At 61.0% G+C, this 18995-nt stretch carries 22 protein-coding genes, 1 tRNA gene and 2 pseudogenes; 18 read left to right on the top strand and 7 right to left on the bottom strand.

What is annotated here, in order from left to right; translation table 11 throughout:
* Nucleotides 1-268 (top strand): annotated as a pseudogene (locus VNC39_RS13500) (dTDP-glucose 4,6-dehydratase); the annotation flags it as partial.
* Nucleotides 265-1140: a glucose-1-phosphate thymidylyltransferase RfbA gene (rfbA, locus tag VNC39_RS13495; RefSeq protein WP_325400060.1), complete on the top strand. Its 876-nt coding sequence runs from the start codon at nucleotides 265-267 to the stop codon at nucleotides 1138-1140. The pseudogene VNC39_RS13500 and the gene rfbA, both read left to right, overlap by 4 nt.
* 130 nt (nucleotides 1141-1270) lie before the next feature.
* On the opposite strand, the gene VNC39_RS13490 is transcribed toward rfbA, so the two are convergent.
* The gene (locus VNC39_RS13490; protein WP_325400058.1) at nucleotides 1271-2236 is read right to left on the bottom strand and encodes an NAD-dependent epimerase/dehydratase family protein; all 966 of its coding nucleotides are present in this window, start codon (nucleotides 2234-2236) and stop codon (nucleotides 1271-1273) included.
* Nucleotides 2237-2297: 61 nt separating this feature from the next.
* Nucleotides 2298-3296: a GDP-mannose 4,6-dehydratase gene (locus tag VNC39_RS13485; protein WP_325400056.1), complete on the bottom strand. Its 999-nt coding sequence runs from the start codon at nucleotides 3294-3296 to the stop codon at nucleotides 2298-2300.
* A 275-nt stretch (nucleotides 3297-3571) separates the two neighbouring features.
* Between VNC39_RS13485 and VNC39_RS13480 the strand changes: the two genes are divergently transcribed.
* Nucleotides 3572-3661 (top strand) — tRNA-Ser (locus tag VNC39_RS13480).
* 184 nt (nucleotides 3662-3845) lie between these two features.
* Nucleotides 3846-4259: a hypothetical protein gene (locus VNC39_RS13475; protein WP_325400054.1), complete on the top strand. Its 414-nt coding sequence runs from the start codon at nucleotides 3846-3848 to the stop codon at nucleotides 4257-4259.
* A 125-nt stretch (nucleotides 4260-4384) separates the two neighbouring features.
* Here the strand turns inward: VNC39_RS13475 and VNC39_RS13470 are convergent, their stop codons facing one another.
* The gene (locus VNC39_RS13470) at nucleotides 4385-4657 is read right to left on the bottom strand and encodes a hypothetical protein (protein WP_325400052.1); all 273 of its coding nucleotides are present in this window, start codon (nucleotides 4655-4657) and stop codon (nucleotides 4385-4387) included.
* A gap of 16 nt (nucleotides 4658-4673) precedes the next feature.
* On the opposite strand from VNC39_RS13470, the gene VNC39_RS13465 reads away from it, so the two are divergent.
* Complete coding sequence (locus VNC39_RS13465; protein WP_408840741.1) at nucleotides 4674-5231, top strand: recombinase family protein; 558 nt, start codon at nucleotides 4674-4676, stop codon at nucleotides 5229-5231.
* Between the two features lie 50 nt (nucleotides 5232-5281).
* On the opposite strand, the gene VNC39_RS13460 is transcribed toward VNC39_RS13465, so the two are convergent.
* Nucleotides 5282-5689, bottom strand: a complete 408-nt coding sequence (locus VNC39_RS13460; protein ID WP_325400048.1) for a DUF2442 domain-containing protein — start codon at nucleotides 5687-5689, stop codon at nucleotides 5282-5284.
* Entirely contained in the window at nucleotides 5682-5921 is a 240-nt protein-coding gene (locus VNC39_RS13455; protein ID WP_325400046.1) for a DUF4160 domain-containing protein, read from the bottom strand. Before VNC39_RS13455 ends, VNC39_RS13460 begins: the two co-directional genes overlap by 8 nt.
* Before the next feature lie 122 nt (nucleotides 5922-6043).
* Here VNC39_RS13455 and VNC39_RS13450 point away from each other — a divergent pair, with 122 nt between their 5' ends.
* The 3 genes from VNC39_RS13450 to pyrF are packed head-to-tail and all read left to right on the top strand — an operon-like array spanning nucleotide 6044 to nucleotide 7358.
* Entirely contained in the window at nucleotides 6044-6289 is a 246-nt protein-coding gene (locus tag VNC39_RS13450) for a hypothetical protein (protein ID WP_325400062.1), read from the top strand.
* Nucleotides 6207-6434: a recombinase family protein gene (locus tag VNC39_RS13445; protein WP_325400044.1), complete on the top strand. Its 228-nt coding sequence runs from the start codon at nucleotides 6207-6209 to the stop codon at nucleotides 6432-6434. The genes VNC39_RS13450 and VNC39_RS13445 overlap by 83 nt, the downstream gene beginning before the upstream one ends.
* Nucleotides 6435-6488: 54 nt before the next feature.
* Nucleotides 6489-7358, top strand: a complete 870-nt coding sequence (gene pyrF / locus VNC39_RS13440) for an orotidine-5'-phosphate decarboxylase (protein WP_325400042.1) — start codon at nucleotides 6489-6491, stop codon at nucleotides 7356-7358.
* A 198-nt stretch (nucleotides 7359-7556) separates the two neighbouring features.
* Here pyrF and VNC39_RS13435 read toward each other — a convergent pair whose 3' ends face one another.
* Nucleotides 7557-8570 carry an alpha/beta fold hydrolase gene (locus VNC39_RS13435; RefSeq protein WP_325400040.1) on the bottom strand — a complete coding sequence of 338 codons (1014 nt, stop codon included), beginning with the start codon at nucleotides 8568-8570 and terminating at the stop codon, nucleotides 7557-7559.
* 670 nt (nucleotides 8571-9240) lie between these two features.
* Here VNC39_RS13435 and VNC39_RS13430 point away from each other — a divergent pair.
* From VNC39_RS13430 to VNC39_RS13410, 5 genes and pseudogenes are all read left to right on the top strand, one after another.
* The gene (locus VNC39_RS13430; protein WP_325400038.1) at nucleotides 9241-9561 is read left to right on the top strand and encodes a hypothetical protein; all 321 of its coding nucleotides are present in this window, start codon (nucleotides 9241-9243) and stop codon (nucleotides 9559-9561) included.
* A 663-nt stretch (nucleotides 9562-10224) separates the two neighbouring features.
* A complete protein-coding gene (locus tag VNC39_RS13425) occupies nucleotides 10225-11052 on the top strand; it encodes a TauD/TfdA dioxygenase family protein (RefSeq protein ID WP_325400036.1) in 828 nt (275 codons plus the stop codon).
* A 40-nt stretch (nucleotides 11053-11092) separates the two neighbouring features.
* Nucleotides 11093-11338, top strand: a pseudogene (locus tag VNC39_RS17530) (methionine ABC transporter ATP-binding protein); the annotation flags it as partial.
* 70 nt (nucleotides 11339-11408) lie between these two features.
* Entirely contained in the window at nucleotides 11409-12062 is a 654-nt protein-coding gene (locus tag VNC39_RS13415) for a methionine ABC transporter permease (RefSeq protein WP_325400034.1), read from the top strand.
* 2 nt (nucleotides 12063-12064) lie between these two features.
* The gene (locus VNC39_RS13410) at nucleotides 12065-13423 is read left to right on the top strand and encodes an LLM class flavin-dependent oxidoreductase (RefSeq protein WP_325400032.1); all 1359 of its coding nucleotides are present in this window, start codon (nucleotides 12065-12067) and stop codon (nucleotides 13421-13423) included.
* A gap of 114 nt (nucleotides 13424-13537) precedes the next feature.
* Here the strand turns inward: VNC39_RS13410 and VNC39_RS13405 are convergent, their stop codons facing one another.
* Entirely contained in the window at nucleotides 13538-13735 is a 198-nt protein-coding gene (locus VNC39_RS13405; RefSeq protein ID WP_325400030.1) for a hypothetical protein, read from the bottom strand.
* A 98-nt stretch (nucleotides 13736-13833) separates the two neighbouring features.
* Here VNC39_RS13405 and VNC39_RS13400 point away from each other — a divergent pair, with 98 nt between their 5' ends.
* The 5 genes from VNC39_RS13400 to VNC39_RS13380 all read left to right on the top strand — a co-directional run.
* Nucleotides 13834-14826, top strand: a complete 993-nt coding sequence (locus VNC39_RS13400) for an aliphatic sulfonate ABC transporter substrate-binding protein (RefSeq protein ID WP_325400028.1) — start codon at nucleotides 13834-13836, stop codon at nucleotides 14824-14826.
* On the top strand, nucleotides 14819-15667 hold the full coding sequence (locus VNC39_RS13395) for an ABC transporter permease (RefSeq protein ID WP_325400026.1): 849 nt from the start codon (nucleotides 14819-14821) through the stop codon (nucleotides 15665-15667). Before VNC39_RS13400 ends, VNC39_RS13395 begins: the two co-directional genes overlap by 8 nt.
* Nucleotides 15664-16434: an ABC transporter ATP-binding protein gene (locus VNC39_RS13390; RefSeq protein WP_325400024.1), complete on the top strand. Its 771-nt coding sequence runs from the start codon at nucleotides 15664-15666 to the stop codon at nucleotides 16432-16434. The genes VNC39_RS13395 and VNC39_RS13390 overlap by 4 nt, the downstream gene beginning before the upstream one ends.
* A 627-nt stretch (nucleotides 16435-17061) precedes the next feature.
* Complete coding sequence (locus tag VNC39_RS13385) at nucleotides 17062-18087, top strand: sulfate ABC transporter substrate-binding protein (RefSeq protein ID WP_325400022.1); 1026 nt, start codon at nucleotides 17062-17064, stop codon at nucleotides 18085-18087.
* A gap of 10 nt (nucleotides 18088-18097) precedes the next feature.
* The coding region (locus tag VNC39_RS13380) for an ABC transporter permease (protein WP_325400020.1) at nucleotides 18098-18995 on the top strand (898 nt) is incomplete at its 3' end.

Raw genomic sequence — 18995 nt, 5'->3', positions numbered from 1 at the left:
GGACGCAAGGTTGCCGAGCCCGTCGGGGGCAAGGGAGCGGCTGATCCGCTTCGTCGCGGACCGCCCCGGCCACGACAACCGCTATGAGATCGACCCCACACGCGCCGAGGCGGCTTTGGGCTGGCGGGCCGCGCATGATTTCGAGCGCGGGCTCGCCGCCACCATCGACTGGTATCTGGACAACCGGGCCTGGTGGGAGGGCATTCGCGCGCAGAAATATCACGGCCAGAGACTGGGAACCGCAGAAAGATTGGGAGTGACGGCATGATCCGCAAAGGCATTCTTCTCGCGGGCGGGTCGGGCACCCGCCTGCACCCGATCACCCAGGCGACCTCCAAGCAATTGCTGCCGGTCTATGACAAGCCGATGGTGTATTACCCCCTCGCCACCTTGCTGCTGGCGGGCATCCGCGATGTGCTGGTGATCTCCACCCCGCAGGATCTGCCGCAATTCCAGCGTCTGTTCCATGACGGCGCGCATCTCGGCGTTCGCATCTCCTATGCCGCGCAGCCCAGCCCGGACGGCATCGCCCAGGCGTTTTTGATCGGCGAAGAATGGATTGCCGGCGAAGGCTGCGCGCTGGTGCTGGGCGACAATCTCATCCATGGCGACCATCTCTCCCCCCTGCTCCGCGCGGCGAGCGCGCGCGCCGACGGGGCGACCGTGTTCGCCTATCAGGTGCGCGACCCGGAGCGCTACGGCGTGGTGTCATTCGATGAAGACGGCAAAGCGAAGGAAATCGTCGAGAAGCCCACGCGGCCGGAATCGTCCTGGGCTGTCACGGGCTTGTATTTCTACGACAGCCGGGTCACGTCATTCGCCCGCCGCCTGCGCCCCTCGGCGCGCGGGGAGCTGGAAATCACTGACCTCAACCGGGTCTATTTGCAGGAAGAAGCGCTGGCTGTGGAACGGCTCGGCCGGGGCACCGCCTGGCTCGATGCCGGCACGCCGGATTCCCTGTTGCAGGCGGCGACCTTCGTGCAGACCATCCAGTCCCGCCAGGGCAATCTGGTGGGCAGCCCGGAAGAAGTGGCCTTCCGCATGGGCTTCATCGACGCCCCCGCCTTGCGCGCCCGCGCCAGCATGATCGGCAAGACCGAACTCGGCCGGATTCTCCACGAGATTTGCGACCATGCTTAAGGAAGGAAGAAAGGAAGCGCTACTTTTTGTGAACAAAAAGTAGCAAAAAAACTTTGTTATGCTGGGCCATGGGCGTTGTCGCCGACACAGTCTCAGGCCCAGCATAACAAAAATTTTTGCGCCGCTTTTTTCAAAAAGCGGCCACTTTCTTCCTCGCTTCCCGCAATACTGTCTCCACCGTCTCCTCGATTTCGATTCTTGGCTGCCACCCCAGCAATTTTCCGGCTTTGCCGGCAGCGCCGATGGCTTTTGGCATTTCCGCATTACGCAAGCGGCTGGACTCCTGGCGGACAATGATTTTGACGGGACTCAAGGCCAGCATCCGCTCCAACAGATCGCCGATCCGGACGGCACGGCCGGAGGCGAGATTGAGGATCTCGTCATCGGCCAGATCGCCCTCACGGGCGGCGCAACGCGCATAAGCGTCGCAGACATCACGAATGTCGAGAAAATCACGTTCCGACGTGAGGCGGCCCACGAACAGTTCCGGCGCGATCAGCCCGGCTTCGATGCGGGCGATCTGCCCGGCAAAAGCAGGCACGACAAAACGCTCATCCTGGCCCGGACCGGTATGGTTGAACGGGCGCAGCCGCAGCAAACGCAGTCCTTCCCTCACTTGCGCGCCCAGCGCCAGATCCGCCGCGGCCTTGGTCGCCGCGTAAAGATTCATTGGCGCCAGCGGCGCCGTCTCATCCAAAGGCGTTCCGGCGTTGAAGCTGGCACCATAAGCCTCCGCGCTGGACACAAAAATCAATCGGCAATGCGGGGCCTCGGCCAGAATGGCTTCGGCAAGATGCAGGCTACCATGCAGGTTGACGCGCCAGGCCCGGTCGCGATCGGCCAGCGCCTCTCCCAGAGCTGCGATCCCGGCCAGATGAAAACAGATGTCCGGGGCTTCCGCCGCGATGAGGGCGCGAACGGACTCACGCTGCGTGACATCCAATGTCTTCAGACCGCCCTCGCCCTGATGGCTGGTGCCGACAATCCGATCTTCGGGGAAGGAAGCCGCCAGAGCCGGCATCAAATGGCTTCCGACAAACCCGGTGGCGCCGGTGACGAGAATGGTCCGGGCGCGTGATGGCTTGCGATCGTTCATGCTCTAACCTTGCATCCATGTAAGGTAACATGGCCCCGCCGATCTGCGTTGTGCTGCGTCTTCACGGGCGATCGCTCCAGCTTCCATGCTTTACCCGATGCCGGACCAGATCGGCGTCCACCATTTCCGCAGCCAGCTCCTCCAACGTCGCCGTCGGCCGCCAGCCGAAGGTCTGTTCCGCCTTGGCGGCGTTGCCGCAGAGCACGTCGACCTCGGCGGTTCGGAAGCGTGCGGGGTCGATGCGGATATGATCATCCGCCCGCAACCCGGCATGCGCAAAAGCCAGCTCGCAAAACTCGCGCACGCTGCGCGTCCTGCCGGTGGCGATCACGTAATCGCCCGGTGATTCCTGCTGCAACATCAGCCACATCGCCTGCACATAGTCGCGCGCATGGCCCCAATCGCGCATGGCGGCGAGATTGCCGAGCGGCAGATGATCGGCGAGGCCGAGCTTGATGCGCGCCACGCCATCGGTGATGCGGCGGGTGACGAATTCGATGCCACGCAGCGGGCTCTCATGATTGAACAGAATGCCTGACGAAGCGTGCAGGCCAAAACTCTCGCGGTAGTTCACCGTCATCCAATGGGCGTAGAGCTTGGCAGCGGCATAGGGCGAGCGCGGATAGAATGGGGTTCTCTCGGACTGTCTCGGTTCCTGGATTTTCCCGAACATTTCCGATGAGGACGCCTGATAGAAGCGCGCCTTGGGATTGGCGATGCGCAAAGCTTCCAGCATGTTGACCGCGCCGATACCGGTGACCTGGCCGGTGACAAGGCTTTGCTGCCAGGAGGTGGCGACGAAGCTCTGCGCCGCGAGATTATAGACCTCGTCCGGCTGATACTCGGCAACCAGGCGGATCAGGCTGGCGAGATCGGTCAAATTGCCGTCGACCAGTTCGACCCGATCCAGAATACCGAGCCAGCGCAGCCGCTCGCCGATCACGTCCGAGGAGGCCGAGCGGCGCACCATGCCGATGACCCGATAGCCCTTGCCGAGCAAAAAATGCGAGAGATAGGCCCCGTCCTGCCCGGTGACGCCGGTAATCAGAGCTGTCCGCATAAGCTTCCGAATCCCAGAAAATGCGCTTATCGGCTGCGCGAGGTTTTTGATTTCCTTACCATTTTCGCCGCAGGTCGCCAATCGGAAAAGCTCTCAGTTTACTCGCGGGAAGACACGCGGGCCTATTGCCCAAGGCCGTCGTGTTTGTTGCCAATCAATGGCGGCGAAGACGAAGGCTCGCCTTGACAGTCCCGGGCAAGTTTCGCACAAAGCCCTCGGCCCGGCCGGCCACAAGCGATGGCTGAGCGGCAGAAACCCTTGACTTTCAAGGCGTTGGAAGGGTGGCCGAGTGGTTTAAGGCAGCGGTCTTGAAAACCGCCGTACGTGCAAGCGTACCGTGGGTTCGAATCCCACCTCTTCCGCCAACAATCTCCGTTAAGTTGTTGTTTTGGGTAATATTTGTTCGTTCATTGATGATGTACCCACGGTTCTACCCACAAGATGACGGCGATAGATCAGGCGTCAATCCTACGCTTAGCCAGCCCCGCCGCGCACGCACCGCGAAGAAGTTTTTCAACAAACCGCCCCTTGGTGATCCCCATCTGAGCAATGAGGAAGACCCGCCTGTCGATGGAGTTCAAGGACGCAGGAAAACGCAAAACCAAGAAGAACCCGACCGGCACGCCCGACACGCTCTATTTCAACGCCTTTACTGAGGACCTGTTCGTCTGGGAAAACGACCTTGGCGGCGACAGCGTGCGCCGCCTTCAATTGAACGAAAAATCATCCTTCTTCAACGCGATGACGGAACTCGCGCTGGAAGAGACGATTGATCTCTACCTCTCCCGATACGCCGACTTCGAATTCGACTTCACCTATAAAGATGTTCAGCAGGGCAACGGGACCATCTCCAAGCCCGATTTTGTGAGCTTCCGAAAGGGCGATCAGGGCGAACCGAAGATCACCCACAAGCGCTATTTCTTGCACCGCCCAAACGGCGACGGCGCCTATCCTTTCGTCTGAAGCCAGACTGGCCGCTCTCGGCCCATCTACACAATTCGCGTGCGGGGCCTGCCTGCTTGCCGGAAGCAGACACTTGCCAGGTCCGGGCGGCGCCAGACGACGTGGCCCCCAGCCTTGATAATAGTTCAAAAGTTCTGCGAACTTCTAACGTGTTCCGGATACCAGCCGGTAAATTTAACGGCGCCGATCAACGCCGCGATAATCACAATAACCCCGATGCGGTGCGGCAGTGTGGGAACATAGAGCAGGGCAAGTTCGGCGAGCACCATCAGGGTGAAGGCCACGGCCCAAGCCCCGGTTATAACGTAGTTGGTACGCATGAATTCCGGACTGTCCCAGAATTCACGCGCAACCTGCTCTCGGGCATATTGCAGCGTGAAAGGGCGCCCGACTGCCATGGAGATGAGAACGATGATGAGGAGGTCAGCATCAACACGGAGCCTGACCCCGATGACTGACCAGGAGGAGCAACAGCGCGCCCTGTTGCGGGAGGCTGACTGCACCCGCATTTTCGAGGAAAAAATTAGCGGCGCGAAGCGCAACCGGCCGGAGCTGGAGAGGCTGCTAGATCATCTGCGGGCTGGCGACGTGGTGACGATAACACGCCTTGATCGCCTCGCCCGGTCCACCCGCGACCTGCTGGAAATCGCCGAGCGCATCAAGGAGGCCGGGGCCGGCCTGCGCTCACTAGCCGAACCGTGGGCTGATACCACCACCCCGGCCGGGCGCATGGTGCTGACCGTGTTCGCCGGCATAGCCGATTTCGAGCGCTCCCTTATTGTGGAACGCACCAGCACCGGCCGGATCGCCGCCAAGGCGCGCGGGGTGCGGTTCGGTCCCCGCCCTTCTCTCTCGACCAAGCAGATCGCCCATGCCCGGCAGCTCACTGAGCAGGAAGGCAAACCGGTCGCTGAGGTCGCCCGCCTATTCGGGGTGCATCGGGCGACCCTCTATCGGGCGCTGGCGCAGTAGCCGCCTGACTGGGGCGGTTTTCCGAAAGTCTTGATTAACTCACCACGCTATCATCTGCGAGCTGACTTCGGAGGGCGTCCGCCTTTTGCGCCGTTTTGCCGTGCCGCTGCAGCTTTGGCCGCAGACGTTGCTCGACCGGCCTGTCTGGCCATATAGGCTTTGGTTCCAAACAGGCCCATGAGCAGGCCGGGAACCGACAAATCAGCGTCGAGTGCTTCCCAATGAAGGCCATACCCGGCCCCGAGAATTTCGACTTGGGCCAGTTGCTCGTCCGTTGCAGCTTCCAATCCCTGGGCGAGATGCGGCGGGAAAGTGAAGGTGCATCCGTTTGTCAATTCAACGACCATACGTCCGAGTTTTTTGTTGTATCGAGCCTTTATTGCACGTGGCTCATTCAGGTGCGCGATCTTGCCGCGTTCCGTAGCAGCGTCGATCTGGGCGTCAGTCAATTCAACCATGGATCTCCTCCCATCGGGCCAGCAGCAGTATTTGCTGCTCAAGAACTATCCGCATGGCGCGGCGGACCTCGGTGCGGGTCATACCTTCAGCCCAGATCAGTTCAGGGGCGCCATCAGCACCGTGCAGATTGATCTTAGCATGACCGTCACCGAAGACGTGGACGTGGGCCGGCAGGTGATCGTCGACGAAGATGATCACCTGTAGGCCGTGACCGCGAAATACAGTGACCATTCTTACGGAATAACCCAACAAGTTAGGTTATTCAAGAGCATTGTTTGTTGATAAGTAAGACCTTGATAAGGAATTATTCAGCTCTGAAGCTTCGCAAAAGCGGCGCCGGATGGCTGCGGTCGGTGAAAGAGCTCTGGTATGAGGTGTGTTTGACCCCCATGCCGGCGGCTGAATTCAAGGCTTGTCTGGAGATACAGGCCCAGCCGCTGCGACCCCATGATCCCAGAAGCCCAAAGGTAGAAAAGCAGGTGATGATTCACCGCCTGGTCACGCCCGCAGTGTGGGATGTGGTGGCGGGCGTACCGGTTGGCGCATTCAGCGGCCCGCAAGGCATCCGGATCGGGCCGGTCTTCGACATTCCCGCATAGTCGCCGGTCAGCGAGATATTTACGTGCCGGTGACACACTACTGGTCTGGAAACTCGGTCATCTTGGGCGCTCGATGAGTCACCTGATCGAGACAGTCGGCGAGGTGGCGGTGCGCGGCATCGGCTTGAGCACTGTTCGATTGTAACCGTCGAGTGCACATGCCAAACGTCCCTCGGCAGGGACGATCTAAGGAAGTGACATGCATTGGGGCGACATAGTAAAATCGAAGGCGGGTGCATTAGGGCCCCTCGTCCTCGGCATAGATCCCGTCATAACCCATGCGCCGAGATCGCTCTTAGTCGAGCCGGATGATTTTTTGGAACGCTACACGACTACCCTCCTTAATGGCGCGGAGGGCAAGGTTGGGTTTGTGAAGTTTCAGTCGGCCTATTTCGAGGCGTTTGGCAGTGCGGGGATAGTGCGTCTGGCGAGATGCATCGCCATCGCACGCGAACGAGGGTTCGCGATTATTATGGATGCAAAGCGAGGCGATATCGGTTCAACAGCGGAGGCCTATGCTCGCGCTTATCTCGTGCCCGGCGGCTCTGACCTCGAAGTAGACTGTCTGACGATCAACCCGTTTCTTGGCTCCGAAACGCTTGAACCTTTCGTGGATTGCGCACGCGAATACGGCAAAGGGCTTTTTGTTTTGGTGAAGACATCCAATCCCGGGTCAGGTTGGTTGCAGGATCGGAATGTCAGCAACAAGTCCGTTTCCCGACACGTGGCCGACAGGGTAGCAAGTTGGGCTGATGAGACCTTAGGCGACCACGGCATTGGCGCCGTCGGGGCTGTTGTCGGCGCCACCTATCCGGTAGAAGGGCAGCAACTGCGTGTTGCCATGCCCCGCTCCATCTTTCTGGCGCCAGGCCTCGGGGTGCAGGGAGGAGATCCGGCAATAATCTCGTCTTTATCCACCCAAACCGGGTCTGTATTGATTTCCGCCTCGCGTGGAATCGCGGCAATTGATGATCGCGATCTGCCGCTAGAAGAATATGTCGCGCTGGTCCGACATCGCCTTGACGGATTTCGCAGCGCCCTGGACATCCAAACGCCCATCATTTGTTAAGCTGCCTATGAAGCCGCTTCTTCCTGCCTTTGATGCTCCGTCAGCTTGGGCTTTCTGCCCATCTTTACCCTGGTCCTTGGCAAGCTTCCGCCCTTCGCCGGTGCGAGCACGGATCGCCGGCTTCGCGCCTGCGGGTCTCCGGTGGAGCGACTATTGAATAACCGCCGGCCACTCCCCGACCGGCGGTTGCAACTGTAATCAGCTTCCCAGCAGCTCCTTGAGCTTGGCGTCGATGAAATCGACATCCTTCGGGTTGGTGCCGGGGCCGCCTGCGAAATGGCCCCAGATCGAGGGCACCGGGATCAGCACGGCGTTCGGCATGTGCTTGACCTCGAACGCGCTGTCTTCGGGAGGGAAATAGAGATCGGTCTGGCCCGGCATGACGAAGGCCTTGGGCTTGATCGCGGCCAGCGCCTTCGGAAAATCGCCGTTATAGATCTCATTGGCGCTGATATCGCCGTTCTGCCAGGTCCAAAGCATGGCGAGCAGGTTGTTCGCGTCCTTCGGCAGGAAGAAGCCTTCCCAGAAAGCCACCAGGAAGTCCTCGAGCGAGGAATAGCCGAGCGCCTTGATATCCAGTTGCTCGCGGTAGAAAGCCTGGGAGAAACCCCAACCGGCATAGACGCGGGCCATGGCCCGCAGCCCGGTCTCGGGCTTGGATTTGTACCAGCCCTGGGCGAAGGCGGTGTCCGCGGTGAGAGCCGCCTTCACGCCTTCGAGAAAGACGAAATTGTGGCGCGAGCATTTGGCGGAGCCGCAGAACGGGGCGATCCGCTCGACCATGTCCGGGTAGAGCGCGCCCCAGTGGAAAGTCTGCAGCGCGCCCATCGACCAGCCGGTGACCATGCGGACCCGCTCGATGCCGAATTTCTCGGTCACCAGGCGGTGCTGCAGGTGGACATTGTCATAGGCGGTAACGCGCGGGAAGCGCGGACCGTTATAGGGCTCGGGGGTATTGCTGGGCGACGAGGACAGCCCGTTGCCGAGCATGTTGGGAACGATGATGAACTGCGTCGCGGGATCGAGCGCGCGGCCAGATCCGACCAGCCATTCGTTGTCGTAGTGCTGGCCAGAATACCAGGTGGGATAGACGATGACGTTATCCTTGGCGGCGTTCAGCGTGCCGAAGGTCTTATAGGCGAGTTTCGCGGAACGGATGGTGGCGCCGCTCTGCAAAACGACATCGCCGGCCTCGAAAATCTGATAGTCCATTTTGATCGGCCTCTCTGTTGATTCGTAACGTTTTCGTTGTGGATACCCTTGATCGGGCGGTCCTCGACGCCGACGATGGGGGGATGATTGCCAGCGCCGGGGGATTATCCCCCGGCCTTGAAAATGCGCAAGTTCGGGATATCGCCGTTCCGGCATCGACGGCGCGGTAGGCGTCGGCCGCCGACGCCCTCCCCCCCACCGAACCGGCAGCAGAAGAAGAGCACGACGTTCGACGGCCCTGAGGCCGCAAGGCGATGACGCCGCCAGTTCGTTACGTTTTCATCCGCATCCCGAAGGGTTCCTTGGTCTGTTGCAAACGCCCCCCTCGAAACACCCCCTAAAATCCGAAACTATCCTCAGAAGGTACTCCAGAAAGTACTTCGGAAGGTACCTCGGAATATATGTTAGAAGGTACTTCAGAAGATACCTCGGAATTATCCACTGAATTATGGTTGACCGTCAGTGGGTTTTGGAGGAAAAATCCGCCATGCCCAAGGCCCCCCACTTTCACCCCGGCCGAGATTTCGGCGCTCGCTGACCGACTTCGGCAAGGATGGCGGCCAGGCAGCCAAATCACGCCCTGGATCCGGGACAACGTCGATAAACTGACCCAGCTAAACCGCGAAGAACGATTTAGCTGGGCGGCGGTCGCTGCGGCTCTGAATTGAGGTTGGGATCATTTACAGGACGGGAAACCCCCTGGACGGCAAGCAACCTGGCGAAGGCGGTCAGTGAATTCCGCTATGGCGCGCGTGGTAATCCGACAGCCGAGGGAAAGGCCGCTTTCGCAAAATGGAAAGCCGAGGAAAAGGCCGTCAAGGCGAAAGAGATGACGGAGTTTGCGGTCAAGTGGGCAGCAATGCCACGCGAGGAACGAGACGAACTACGCGATCTATGGCTGACAGGCGACTTGTATGGAAAAGTCGAGGGCCGGTTTATTGCTAGAATTACTAGAAGAGCTTACCGGAAGACCCTTCTCGAGAAGGACTAAAACGTCTGAACCTCCTGGCGCGCCCTCCGGCCTAACAATCGCCCGGGCGGGGGCTTTCAGGGCTATGGTCCGCAGCCTTTTGCTCGTCGTCCTCCCCGCATAGCCAGTCGAAAAAACGCCTTAGCCAAGGCCTTCCCAGTCGGTTCCGGCAGCGGGCGCGCCTTGCAAAACGCCGCGAAACGCTCGGCAAGTTTCTAGGTTTTCTCATCATTCGTCCGATTGCGCGCCCCGCCCGGCAGTTATTGTGAGCGCGACACCGGCAGGTCTCCTGGCTCGCGGGTCAACGCCTCTGGCCCTGTCTTCCCGTGCCCTTGCGGGCTCAGTGACCTGCCTCCCTCAAAACCGGAGTGCGGCAGCCGGGCCAGCGGCTCGCCGCTGACAGAGCGGGGCTGGAAGTAATGGTAGGTTAGGGGAAGCGCTGCTTTTTGGCCCGTGCCGGTTTCACCCCCAGGCCCGGCGTAACCGAAAGGTTTTGCGTCGCTTTTTTCAAAAAGCAGCTGCTTTCTTACTTCCTTACTTCGCGGCCGGGGCGGCGAGCCGCGCGAGTTCCGGGGGGCCGAGGGGCGCTTTACCGGCGCTGCGATTGACAATAGTCTAGTATCTCGGCAGGTTTTATAATTTTATCGGCCGCAACGGGTCGCTATGACAAGAGGAGGCACTCTGGTGCGTTACGAATCGATTGATGTTCGCCCGCTCACCCCGCATGTCGGTGCGGAAATTTTTGGCATCGACCTGACCAGGCCGCTCAGCAACCATGAGACTGAAGAGATCAATCGGGCGCTGCTCGACCATTTGGTTCTGTTTTTCCGCGACCAGGCGCTCGAACCCGCCAGCCTGAAGGCACTCGGCCGGCATTTCGGTACGTTGCATATCCATCCGAACATACCGGGCCCCGAGGGCTATCCCGAATTGCTGCCGATCCATGCCGATGCCAATTCGAAGAGGGTTGCGGGGGAGATGTGGCACTCCGACGTGTCCTGCGACGAGATCCCGCCGATGGGAAGCATCCTGCATTTGCACACCGTGCCGCCGGCTGGCGGTGACACGCTGTTCGTAAGCCAGATCGCCGCCTACGATGCTTTGTCGCCACGCCTGAAAATCTATCTTGATGGGCTCACGGCGACGCATTCGGGGGAGCATGTGTATCGCAGCCATAACGCGCGCGATGGCCGCGCGGAAACCGGCAAAATCTACCCGACCGCCGTGCATCCGGTGATCCGCACGCACCCGGTGTCACGGCGCAAGCTGATTTTTGTGAACCCCATGTTCACGGTCAAAATCAACGAGCTGCCGCGCGATGAGAGCGACGCGATCCTTCGTTTTCTCTACACGCACGCAACCAGGCCGGAATTTCAGGCCCGCTTCCGCTGGCAGCGGAACTCGGCCGCTTTCTGGGACAACCGCGCGGTCCAGCATATGGCATTGTGGGATTATCATCCGCAGACCCGTTCCGGTTTCCGCGTGACGATCACCGGTGACCGCCCCTTCTAGGGCGGTTCACTGGGCGGCGTGCACGCCGCTGACCGGTGCCCGGCTCGCCGCCGTTAGAAGCTTGGCGATTTCGCCCGCGAGCCTGTTGTTGTGCGACGAGGCGACCTCCGCGCTCGACCCGGAAACGACCTTGTCGATCCTGGAATTGCTGCGCAATATCAACCGGAAATTCGGTCTGTCCATCGTTCTGATCACCCATGAAATGAACGTCGTGCGACAGATCGCCGAGCAAACCCTGGTGCTGGCAAATGGCCGCATCGTCGAGGATGGCGCGACGCAGGAGATTTTCAGAAACCCGCGCTCGCCAGAGGCGCGGCTGATGCTGCAGGCCGCGGGTCTGGCGCCGGAAGATGCGCATGTCAAATTTGCCGTATAACGATCTGCTCGCGTGTTTTCTGCAGACTTTGCAGATGGTCGGTCTCGCGGGCGCGATTTCCCTCGGCGTGGGTCTGCCGCTGGCGTTGTTGCTGGTGGTGACGGACCGGCGCGGCATCATGCCGAATCTTTTCATCAACCGGGTTGTCGGAACCATCGCCAACGCGGTTCGCTCGGTGCCGTTCATTATCCTCCTCGTCGCGGTCATTCCGTTGACACGCCTGGTCGTCGGCACGGCGATCGGCACGATGGCGGCAATCGTGCCGCTGGCGATTGCCGCCACCCCTTATTATGCGCGCATCGCCGAAGTCTCGCTGCGCGGCGTCGATGGCGGGCTGGTCGAGGCGGTGCGCGCCATGGGCGGCGGTCGGATGGCGATCGTCCGCGAAGTTTTTCTGCCTGAGGCGCTGCCGGGGTTGATCTCGGGTTTCGTCGTCACGCTGGTCACGCTGATCGGCGCGTCCGCGATGGCCGGGGTGGTGGGCGCCGGAGGGCTCGGCGATCTGGCGATCCGCTACGGTTACGATGAGTTCCAGATCAAGGTGGTTGTTGCCGTGGTGGCAATTCTCATTGCCTTCGTCTGGGTTTTGCAATTCGCCGGTGACCGTCTCGCCGCGCATTTCGATCGGCGCTGAACATGACGAAAAAATCCATCCGGTTGAACGCATTTATCATGAACACGCCGGTGCATCTCTCGCCCGGCCTGTGGCGCCATCCTCGCGATACCTCAAGTCGTTTCACGGAGCTTTCGCACTGGCTGGATCTGGCGCGGTTATGGGAGCGGGGGCTGTTCGACGGCGTGTTTCTGGCCGACGTGCTCGGGCCTTACGATGTGTATGGCAACGGCCCGCGAGCCGCGATATCGCATGGCGTGCAACTGCCGGCGCATGATCCTTTGCTGCTGGTGCCGGCGATGGCGGCCGTGACCACGAATCTCGGCTTCAGCGTGACGGTATCGTTGACTTATGAGCCGCCGTTTTTGCTGGCGCGCCGCTTCTCAACGCTCGATCATCTTACCCAGGGGCGTGTCGGCTGGAATATCGTCACCAGCTATCTGGACAGCGCGGCCCGGGCGCTTGGTCTGGCCCGGCAGCGGGCGCATGATGACCGCTACGAGGCGGCGGAAGATTATATGCGCGCGGTCTATGGGCTATGGGAACAGAGTTGGGCCGATGACGCGGTCCGCCGCGACCGCGTTAACGGCCTCTATGCGGACCCGGACAAAGTGCGCGTCATTCGCCATGGCGGTCCGGAATTCTCCATGCAGGCGCTGCATCTTGCGCAACCTTCGCCACAGCGCAGCCCGGTGCTCTACCAGGCCGGCAGTTCGGGCGCCGGGCAGGCTTTCGCGGCACGCCATGCCGAATGCGTGTTCGTCTCCGGGCCGACGGAAGCGGTGATCGGGCCGCGCGTCGCCCGCTTGCGGGCGGCGGCACAAGCGGCGGGGCGAGCGGATAAGGATATTCTCGTCTTCGCGTTGGCAACGGCGATCATCGCGCCCACCCGTGCGGAGGCGTTGCGCAAGCTTGCAGAGTATAAAACCTATATCGACCATGTGGGGGCTTTGACGCTGCTCTCGGGCTGGGTCGGCGTCGATTATTCCGACTACGGCATGGATCAGAAAATCCGCTATATCGAAAACGATGCCGGCCGGGCCGCGCTGGAGAATTTCACCAAGGCCGATCCGGCACGGGAATGGACGGTACGGGAAGTTGCCGAACATGTCGCCATCGGCGGGATGGGGCCGGTCTTTGCGGGTTCGGCCAAGGACGTTGCCGATGCCATGGAAGACTGGATGGCCCGTACGGGCGTCGACGGTTTCAACCTTGCCTATGCGGTGCTGCCCGAGACATTCACGGACATCGTCGATCTGCTGGTTCCCGAATTGCAGGCGCGCGGCCGCTACAAGATGGAATATGCGCCGGGCACGCTGCGCGAAAAACTATTCGGCGCGGGGCCGTATTTGGCAGACAACCACCCGGCAAGGAAAAGGTAAGCAAGCGCTACTTTTTGTGAACAAAAAGTAGCAAAAAAACTTTATTTACTTTGGGCCGTGCTGGTTTCATCGCCACTGGCCCAGCATAAAACAAAAATTTTTGCGCCGCTTTTTTCAAAAAACGGCTGTTTTCTGCTTCTCACTCTGCTGCGAGACTTGGGTCGAATCATGCGCAGCCTTCGCCATTCCGCTCGTGGCAATTCGGCCCGGTCGTTGCGTGTCGGCGGGGAGATTTTCGTTTTTGGCCTTGCCGGTCCGGTGGAAGCGGGGGATGGCCCAAAGCACAAAGCTGTCAGCAGGGTCGATGGTCATCTGAAACTCCAAGAAGGCGTTCGAACCCATATAGACATAAATCTAGTAAATTGATAGTATTTATGTTGTTATAAATTTCCTTCGGAGGATTGAGGAAAATGGCCAAACTTCCGCGTTTACGCCGCCGTCAGGCGTTTGCCGCCGGCGCTTCTGCCGGTTTTGTCACGCTGTTTTCCATCGGCCGCGCCCGTGCCGCGGCGCCCTCCTCCATCACCATCGATTATGCCTATTACAGCCCGCTCAGCCTGGTTCTGAAAAATAATAACTGGGTGCAGGAAGCCCTTGGGCCCGGGATCAGTGTGAACTGGGTGTTGAGCCAGGGCAGCAACAAGGCGCTGGAATTTCTGCGCGGCCGGAGCATCGTGCTGGGTTCGGCGGCGGGTTCGGCCACGCTGCTGACGCGCGCCACCGGCACGCCGGTGCAGGCGGTGTATGTGAACGATCTGTCGGAGACCACGGCACTCGTCGCCAAGGCCCGTTCCGGCATCAAAACCCCGGCCGATCTCAAGGGCAAGCGCGTCGCGGCGACGCCCGGGACTGAACCTTATGCATTCTTGCTCCGCGCCTTGAGCGATGCACAGCTCACGGTGAATGACATTTCACTGGTGCCGTTGCAGCATCCGCTCGGCCGTGCCGCGCTCGACCGCGGAGATGTCGATGCCTGGGCGGGATTGGACCCGTTCATGGCGGAAGCGCAACTGCAGAACCATGACGTGCTGTTTTACCGTAATCCCGGCATCATCACGCCGAATGTGCTGGTCGCGCGCGACGATTTCGTTCAGGCGCATCCCGAGATCGTTTTCAAGCTGCTGCAAGCTTATGAACGAGCGCGGCGCTTTGCGTTGGAAAATCCGCAGGCCCTGGTTCCCGTTCTCGCACAGGCGGCAAATTTGCCGGTCGATGTCGCCCAGTTGCAACTCACTCGGCAGCATTTCGACATTTCGCAAATCAACGCGGATGGCCGTGCGCGGATTGCCGCGACCGGCACGCTCTTCCAAAAGCTCGGGCTGATTCCGGCGAATGTCGATGTGCAGACGGTTGTCGATCAGATGGCCGATAACCAGTTCACAGGACGCCTGGCGAATGGCTGACAAGGTGCTGGCGCCCTCGGCGGCGGAATTCACCGCCGCGGGACGGGATGCAATGCCGGTAGCAGCCGGCACCTGGCGCTGGCCGCTTGGCATCATCCTGCCAGCGATCTGCATTTTCGCCTGGCAGCTAGTGGCCGGTCTGGGCTGGGTCGGACCGGATCTGTTGCCGAGTCCGCTCACCGTGCCCCAGACGATCGTCGGCATGGCGCGCGACGGCACGTTATGGATCGATATCGGCGCCACGGCACACCGCCTTGCGTTTGGGTTCCTGTTCGGGGCCGCGGCCGCGACGCTCGCCGGCGCGCTCACCGGCGCCTTCGCCTATGGCCGCCGCCTGCTGGACCCGATGCTGCAGGCGTTGCGCAACGTGCCGTCTCTGGCCTGGGTGCCGCTCTTCATCATTTGGTTCGGCATTTACGATGTCTCGAAAATTCTGCTGATCGCGGTGGGTGTCTTTTTCCCGGTCTACCTCAACTTGATGAACGGCATTGCCGGGGTCGACCGCAAACTGATTGAGGTCGGGCGCGTGCATGGCTATGGCCGGCTGGCGCTTTTGCTGCGGGTGCAATTGCCGGCGAGTCTGCCCGCCTATCTTACCGGACTGCGCGGCGGGCTGGGGTTGGGATGGATGTTCGTCGCTTCGGCGGAAATGATGGGGGCGAGCAACGGCCTTGGCTTCATCCTCACCAATGGCGAGGAGGTCGGCCGGCCGGACCAGGTGATCGCCGCGATCTTCGCCTTTGCGCTGCTGGGCAAAGCGACCGATTGGGTGCTGGCCCAAGGCGCGCGGCGGCTGATCGCCTGGCAGGACACGATCACACTGGAGTCGGGGCGGACATGACGCAGCACGTGCATATTGCCGGCCTGACCAAAGCGTTCGGCGCCGCGCCCGCCCTTGGCCCGCTCTCGCTCACGCTGGCGGCAGAGGGGCTGACAGCCATCATCGGCCGCAGCGGCAGCGGCAAAAGCACGTTGCTGCGTTGCCTGGCCGGGCTGGAGCAGCCCAGCCAGGGCAGCGTGACGCTCGGCGGCGCGCCGATTCGCCCGGACCTGGTGGGCTACGTGTTTCAGGAACCGCGCCTGATGCCGTGGCTGAACGTGCGGCAAAACGTTGCCTTCGGCTTGCGGCATCTCCACGGCAAAATGCGGGACAATGCGGTGGACGAGGCGCTCTCTCTGGTCGGCTTGTTGCCGGCCGGGGATCTGTTGCCGAAGCAGCTTTCCGGCGGCATGGCGCAACGTGTCGCACTGGCGCGGGCGCTGGCGCCAAAGCCGGAAATCCTGCTGCTCGACGAGCCGTTCAGTGCGCTCGACCCGCTCACACGCGAGCAGATGCAGGCGCATGTGCTGCATGTCTCGCAGCATTTCAAAGCGACGATGGTGCTGATCACCCATGACATGGATGAGGCGCTGATGCTTGCCACCCGGGTGATCGCGCTGCGTGGGCCGCCGGGGCGTATTGTCGCGGACTGGGTGTTGCAACGGGAAAGCACGGCGTTCAACTTTCCGCGGGATCGTGGGCATGAGGCGTTTCAGCGTTTTCGCCGCCGGTTGACCGAAGCCTTGGAGGCCGGCGCAGATGCGATGCAGACGGCGCTTCCGGCGTGAGCCCCATCCTGTCCCGCGCGTCATGACGCGGCGCGCAATCAGCAGGAAGAAGAAGGATTTATATGTTTCAAGAACACGGGGAGACATGAAGTTTTCTCTAGAGCCGGATGATTTTAGATCGAATCGCGTAGCGATCCGCTCTAAAATCTGAATCCGCCTCTAGATATAGGCTAGAGGGCGATTCAGACTTTAAGTCGAACCCTGAAATGGTTCGACTTAAAGTCATCGCGCTCTAGGTGAGATTTATCGGTTGCACGGCCGACCGTGCGCTTTCTATAGAAAAAGCATAGAAAAAGGGAAAAATCATGCCGCGAAATCGACGCGAGACATATGGTGGGGAAGTCCCAGGCTCTGCCGCCAAAGGCTGTGAAATGCCGGCCCCGGCAGACGGCGCGAAGCGCGCTGTGGAGGAAAAACCCGATGAGGGAGATGATGGAACCCCGTCGCGGTCCGCGTTCTCGCCGCCAAACCAAACACGCCATGATTACCCGGGCTCGTAAGGCCACGCGCGGATGCCGAATCAAAATTGGCCTTTCCAGGCTGGTCCCGGATATGTCACGATTTAGTCTATTGATACAGTAGATAAAATCATATTAACTGGAGTCTTCGTCGTACACCTCCGTCAGGATGCCAAGCATGACCGTGCCCTTCACCCGTCGCCAAGCCCTGCAATTCGCTGCCCTCGGCGCCGCCGGGCTCTCCTTGCCGCGCGCCGCGCAGGCCGCACCGGACAGCCTGCTGAATGTGTCATACGATCCCACGGCGGCGCTCTGGGCCGACTACAACAAGGTCTTCACTTCCTATTGGCAGCAAAAGACCGGCACTGCCCCGACCCTGCGCTACTCCCATGGCGGCTCCGGCGCTCAGGCCCGCGCGGTGATCGAGGGGCTGCAGGCGGATGTGGTCACGTTGGCGCTGTCCTACGATATCGACGCCATCGCCAAGCGCGGCCTCATCGCCGCGAACTGGCAGTCGCGCCTGCCGGATAACAGCACGCCTTATACCAGCACGATCGTCTTCCTCGTCCGCGAAGGAAACCCCAAGAACATCAGGGACTGGAGCGATCTCATCAAGCCGGGCGTCCAGGTCATCACGCCGAACCCGAAAACCTCCGGGGGCGCCCGCTGGAACGTGCTCGCCGCTTGGGCCTATGCGCTCAAGGCGAACGGCAACAACCCGGCGGCAGCGAAGGCCTATCTCAAATCCTTCTTCGCCAATGTTCCGGTGCTCGACACCGGGGCGCACGGTGCCACGCTCACCTTCACCCAGCGCGGCATCGGCGACGTTCTGGTCGGCTGGGAGAGCGATGCCTATCTCTCCATTGCCCAGGCCGGCCGCGGAAAGTTCCAGGTGGTGCTGCCGTCGGTCTCGATTCTGGCGGAACCGCCGGTCGCGGTGGTCGACGCGAATGTCGACCGGCACGGCACCAGGGCGCTGGCCACCGCCTATCTCGAATATCTCTATACGCCGACGGGCCAGGACGTGATTGGCCGCAATTTCTTCCGGCCGCGTGACCCCGCTTCCCTGGCGAAATATGCTCATCAGTTTCCTCAGCTCGACCTCGTCACGGTTGCGCAGTTCGGCGGTTGGGCCAAGGCGCAGCCGGAATTCTTCGCCGATGGCGGGATTTTCGACCAGGTCTATGCAGGCTGACTGAATTCCGATGAGCGCTACCACCTCCCGTTCGCGCCGCGTTACGTGGCGGGAGCCGAGCATCCTGCCCGGTTTTGCGCCGAGCCTGACCTTCACGTTGCTTTGGCTCGGAATCATCGTTGTCGGCCCGCTCGCGGTCATGTTGTGGTTCACCGCCGGCCTCGGTTGGCGCGGTTTTCTGCACATCGTGCTGCGCCCGCGCGTGCTGGCCGATTTGCGCGTGACGGTGGGCAGTGCGCTCATCGCCAGTCTTGCCAATCTGTTGTGCGGCCTGCTCATCGCCTGGGTGCTCAGCCGCTACCGCTTTCCCCTGCGCCGCATCGCCGATGCGCTGGTGGACCTGCCCTTCGCGCTGCCGACGGCGGTCGCGGGAATCACGCTGACGGCGCTGTATTCGCCCAACGGTTGGATTGGAAAAATACTCGATCCAAACGGCATGGCTATCCTCAAGGCTAGCGGCCTGCAGTGGATCGGTCTGATTTCAGAAAAGGATCGTTCGATTGCGTTCACGCCCCTGGGCATCTGCATCGCACTCACGTTCATCGGGCTGCCGTTTGTCGTACGCACCGTACAACCCGTGCTGCAGGACCTTGACCAGGAGGTCGAAGAGGCAGCCATCAGTCTTGGCGCCAGCCGTGCGCAGACTTTTCGTTTTGTCATCCTGCCGACCCTGACGCCGGCACTCTTGACCGGCTTTGCGCTGGCGTTCGCGCGGGCACTGGGCGAGTACGGATCGGTCGTCTTCATCGCCGGAAATATGCCGATGAAGACAGAGGTCGTTCCGCTGCTGATCATCACCCGGCTGGAGCAGTATGACTACGTCGGCGCGACGGCGATTGCCGCCACGATGCTGCTAGTTTCATTCCTGATGCTTTTGATCGTTAATATCGTGCAATGGTGGAGCACCC

Source organism: Acidocella sp. (genome assembly GCF_035535915.1).
Lineage (GTDB): Bacteria > Pseudomonadota > Alphaproteobacteria > Acetobacterales > Acetobacteraceae > Acidocella.
The sequence above is the reverse complement of the archived record's forward strand: the minus strand, read 5'-3'. Positions and strand labels throughout refer to the sequence as shown.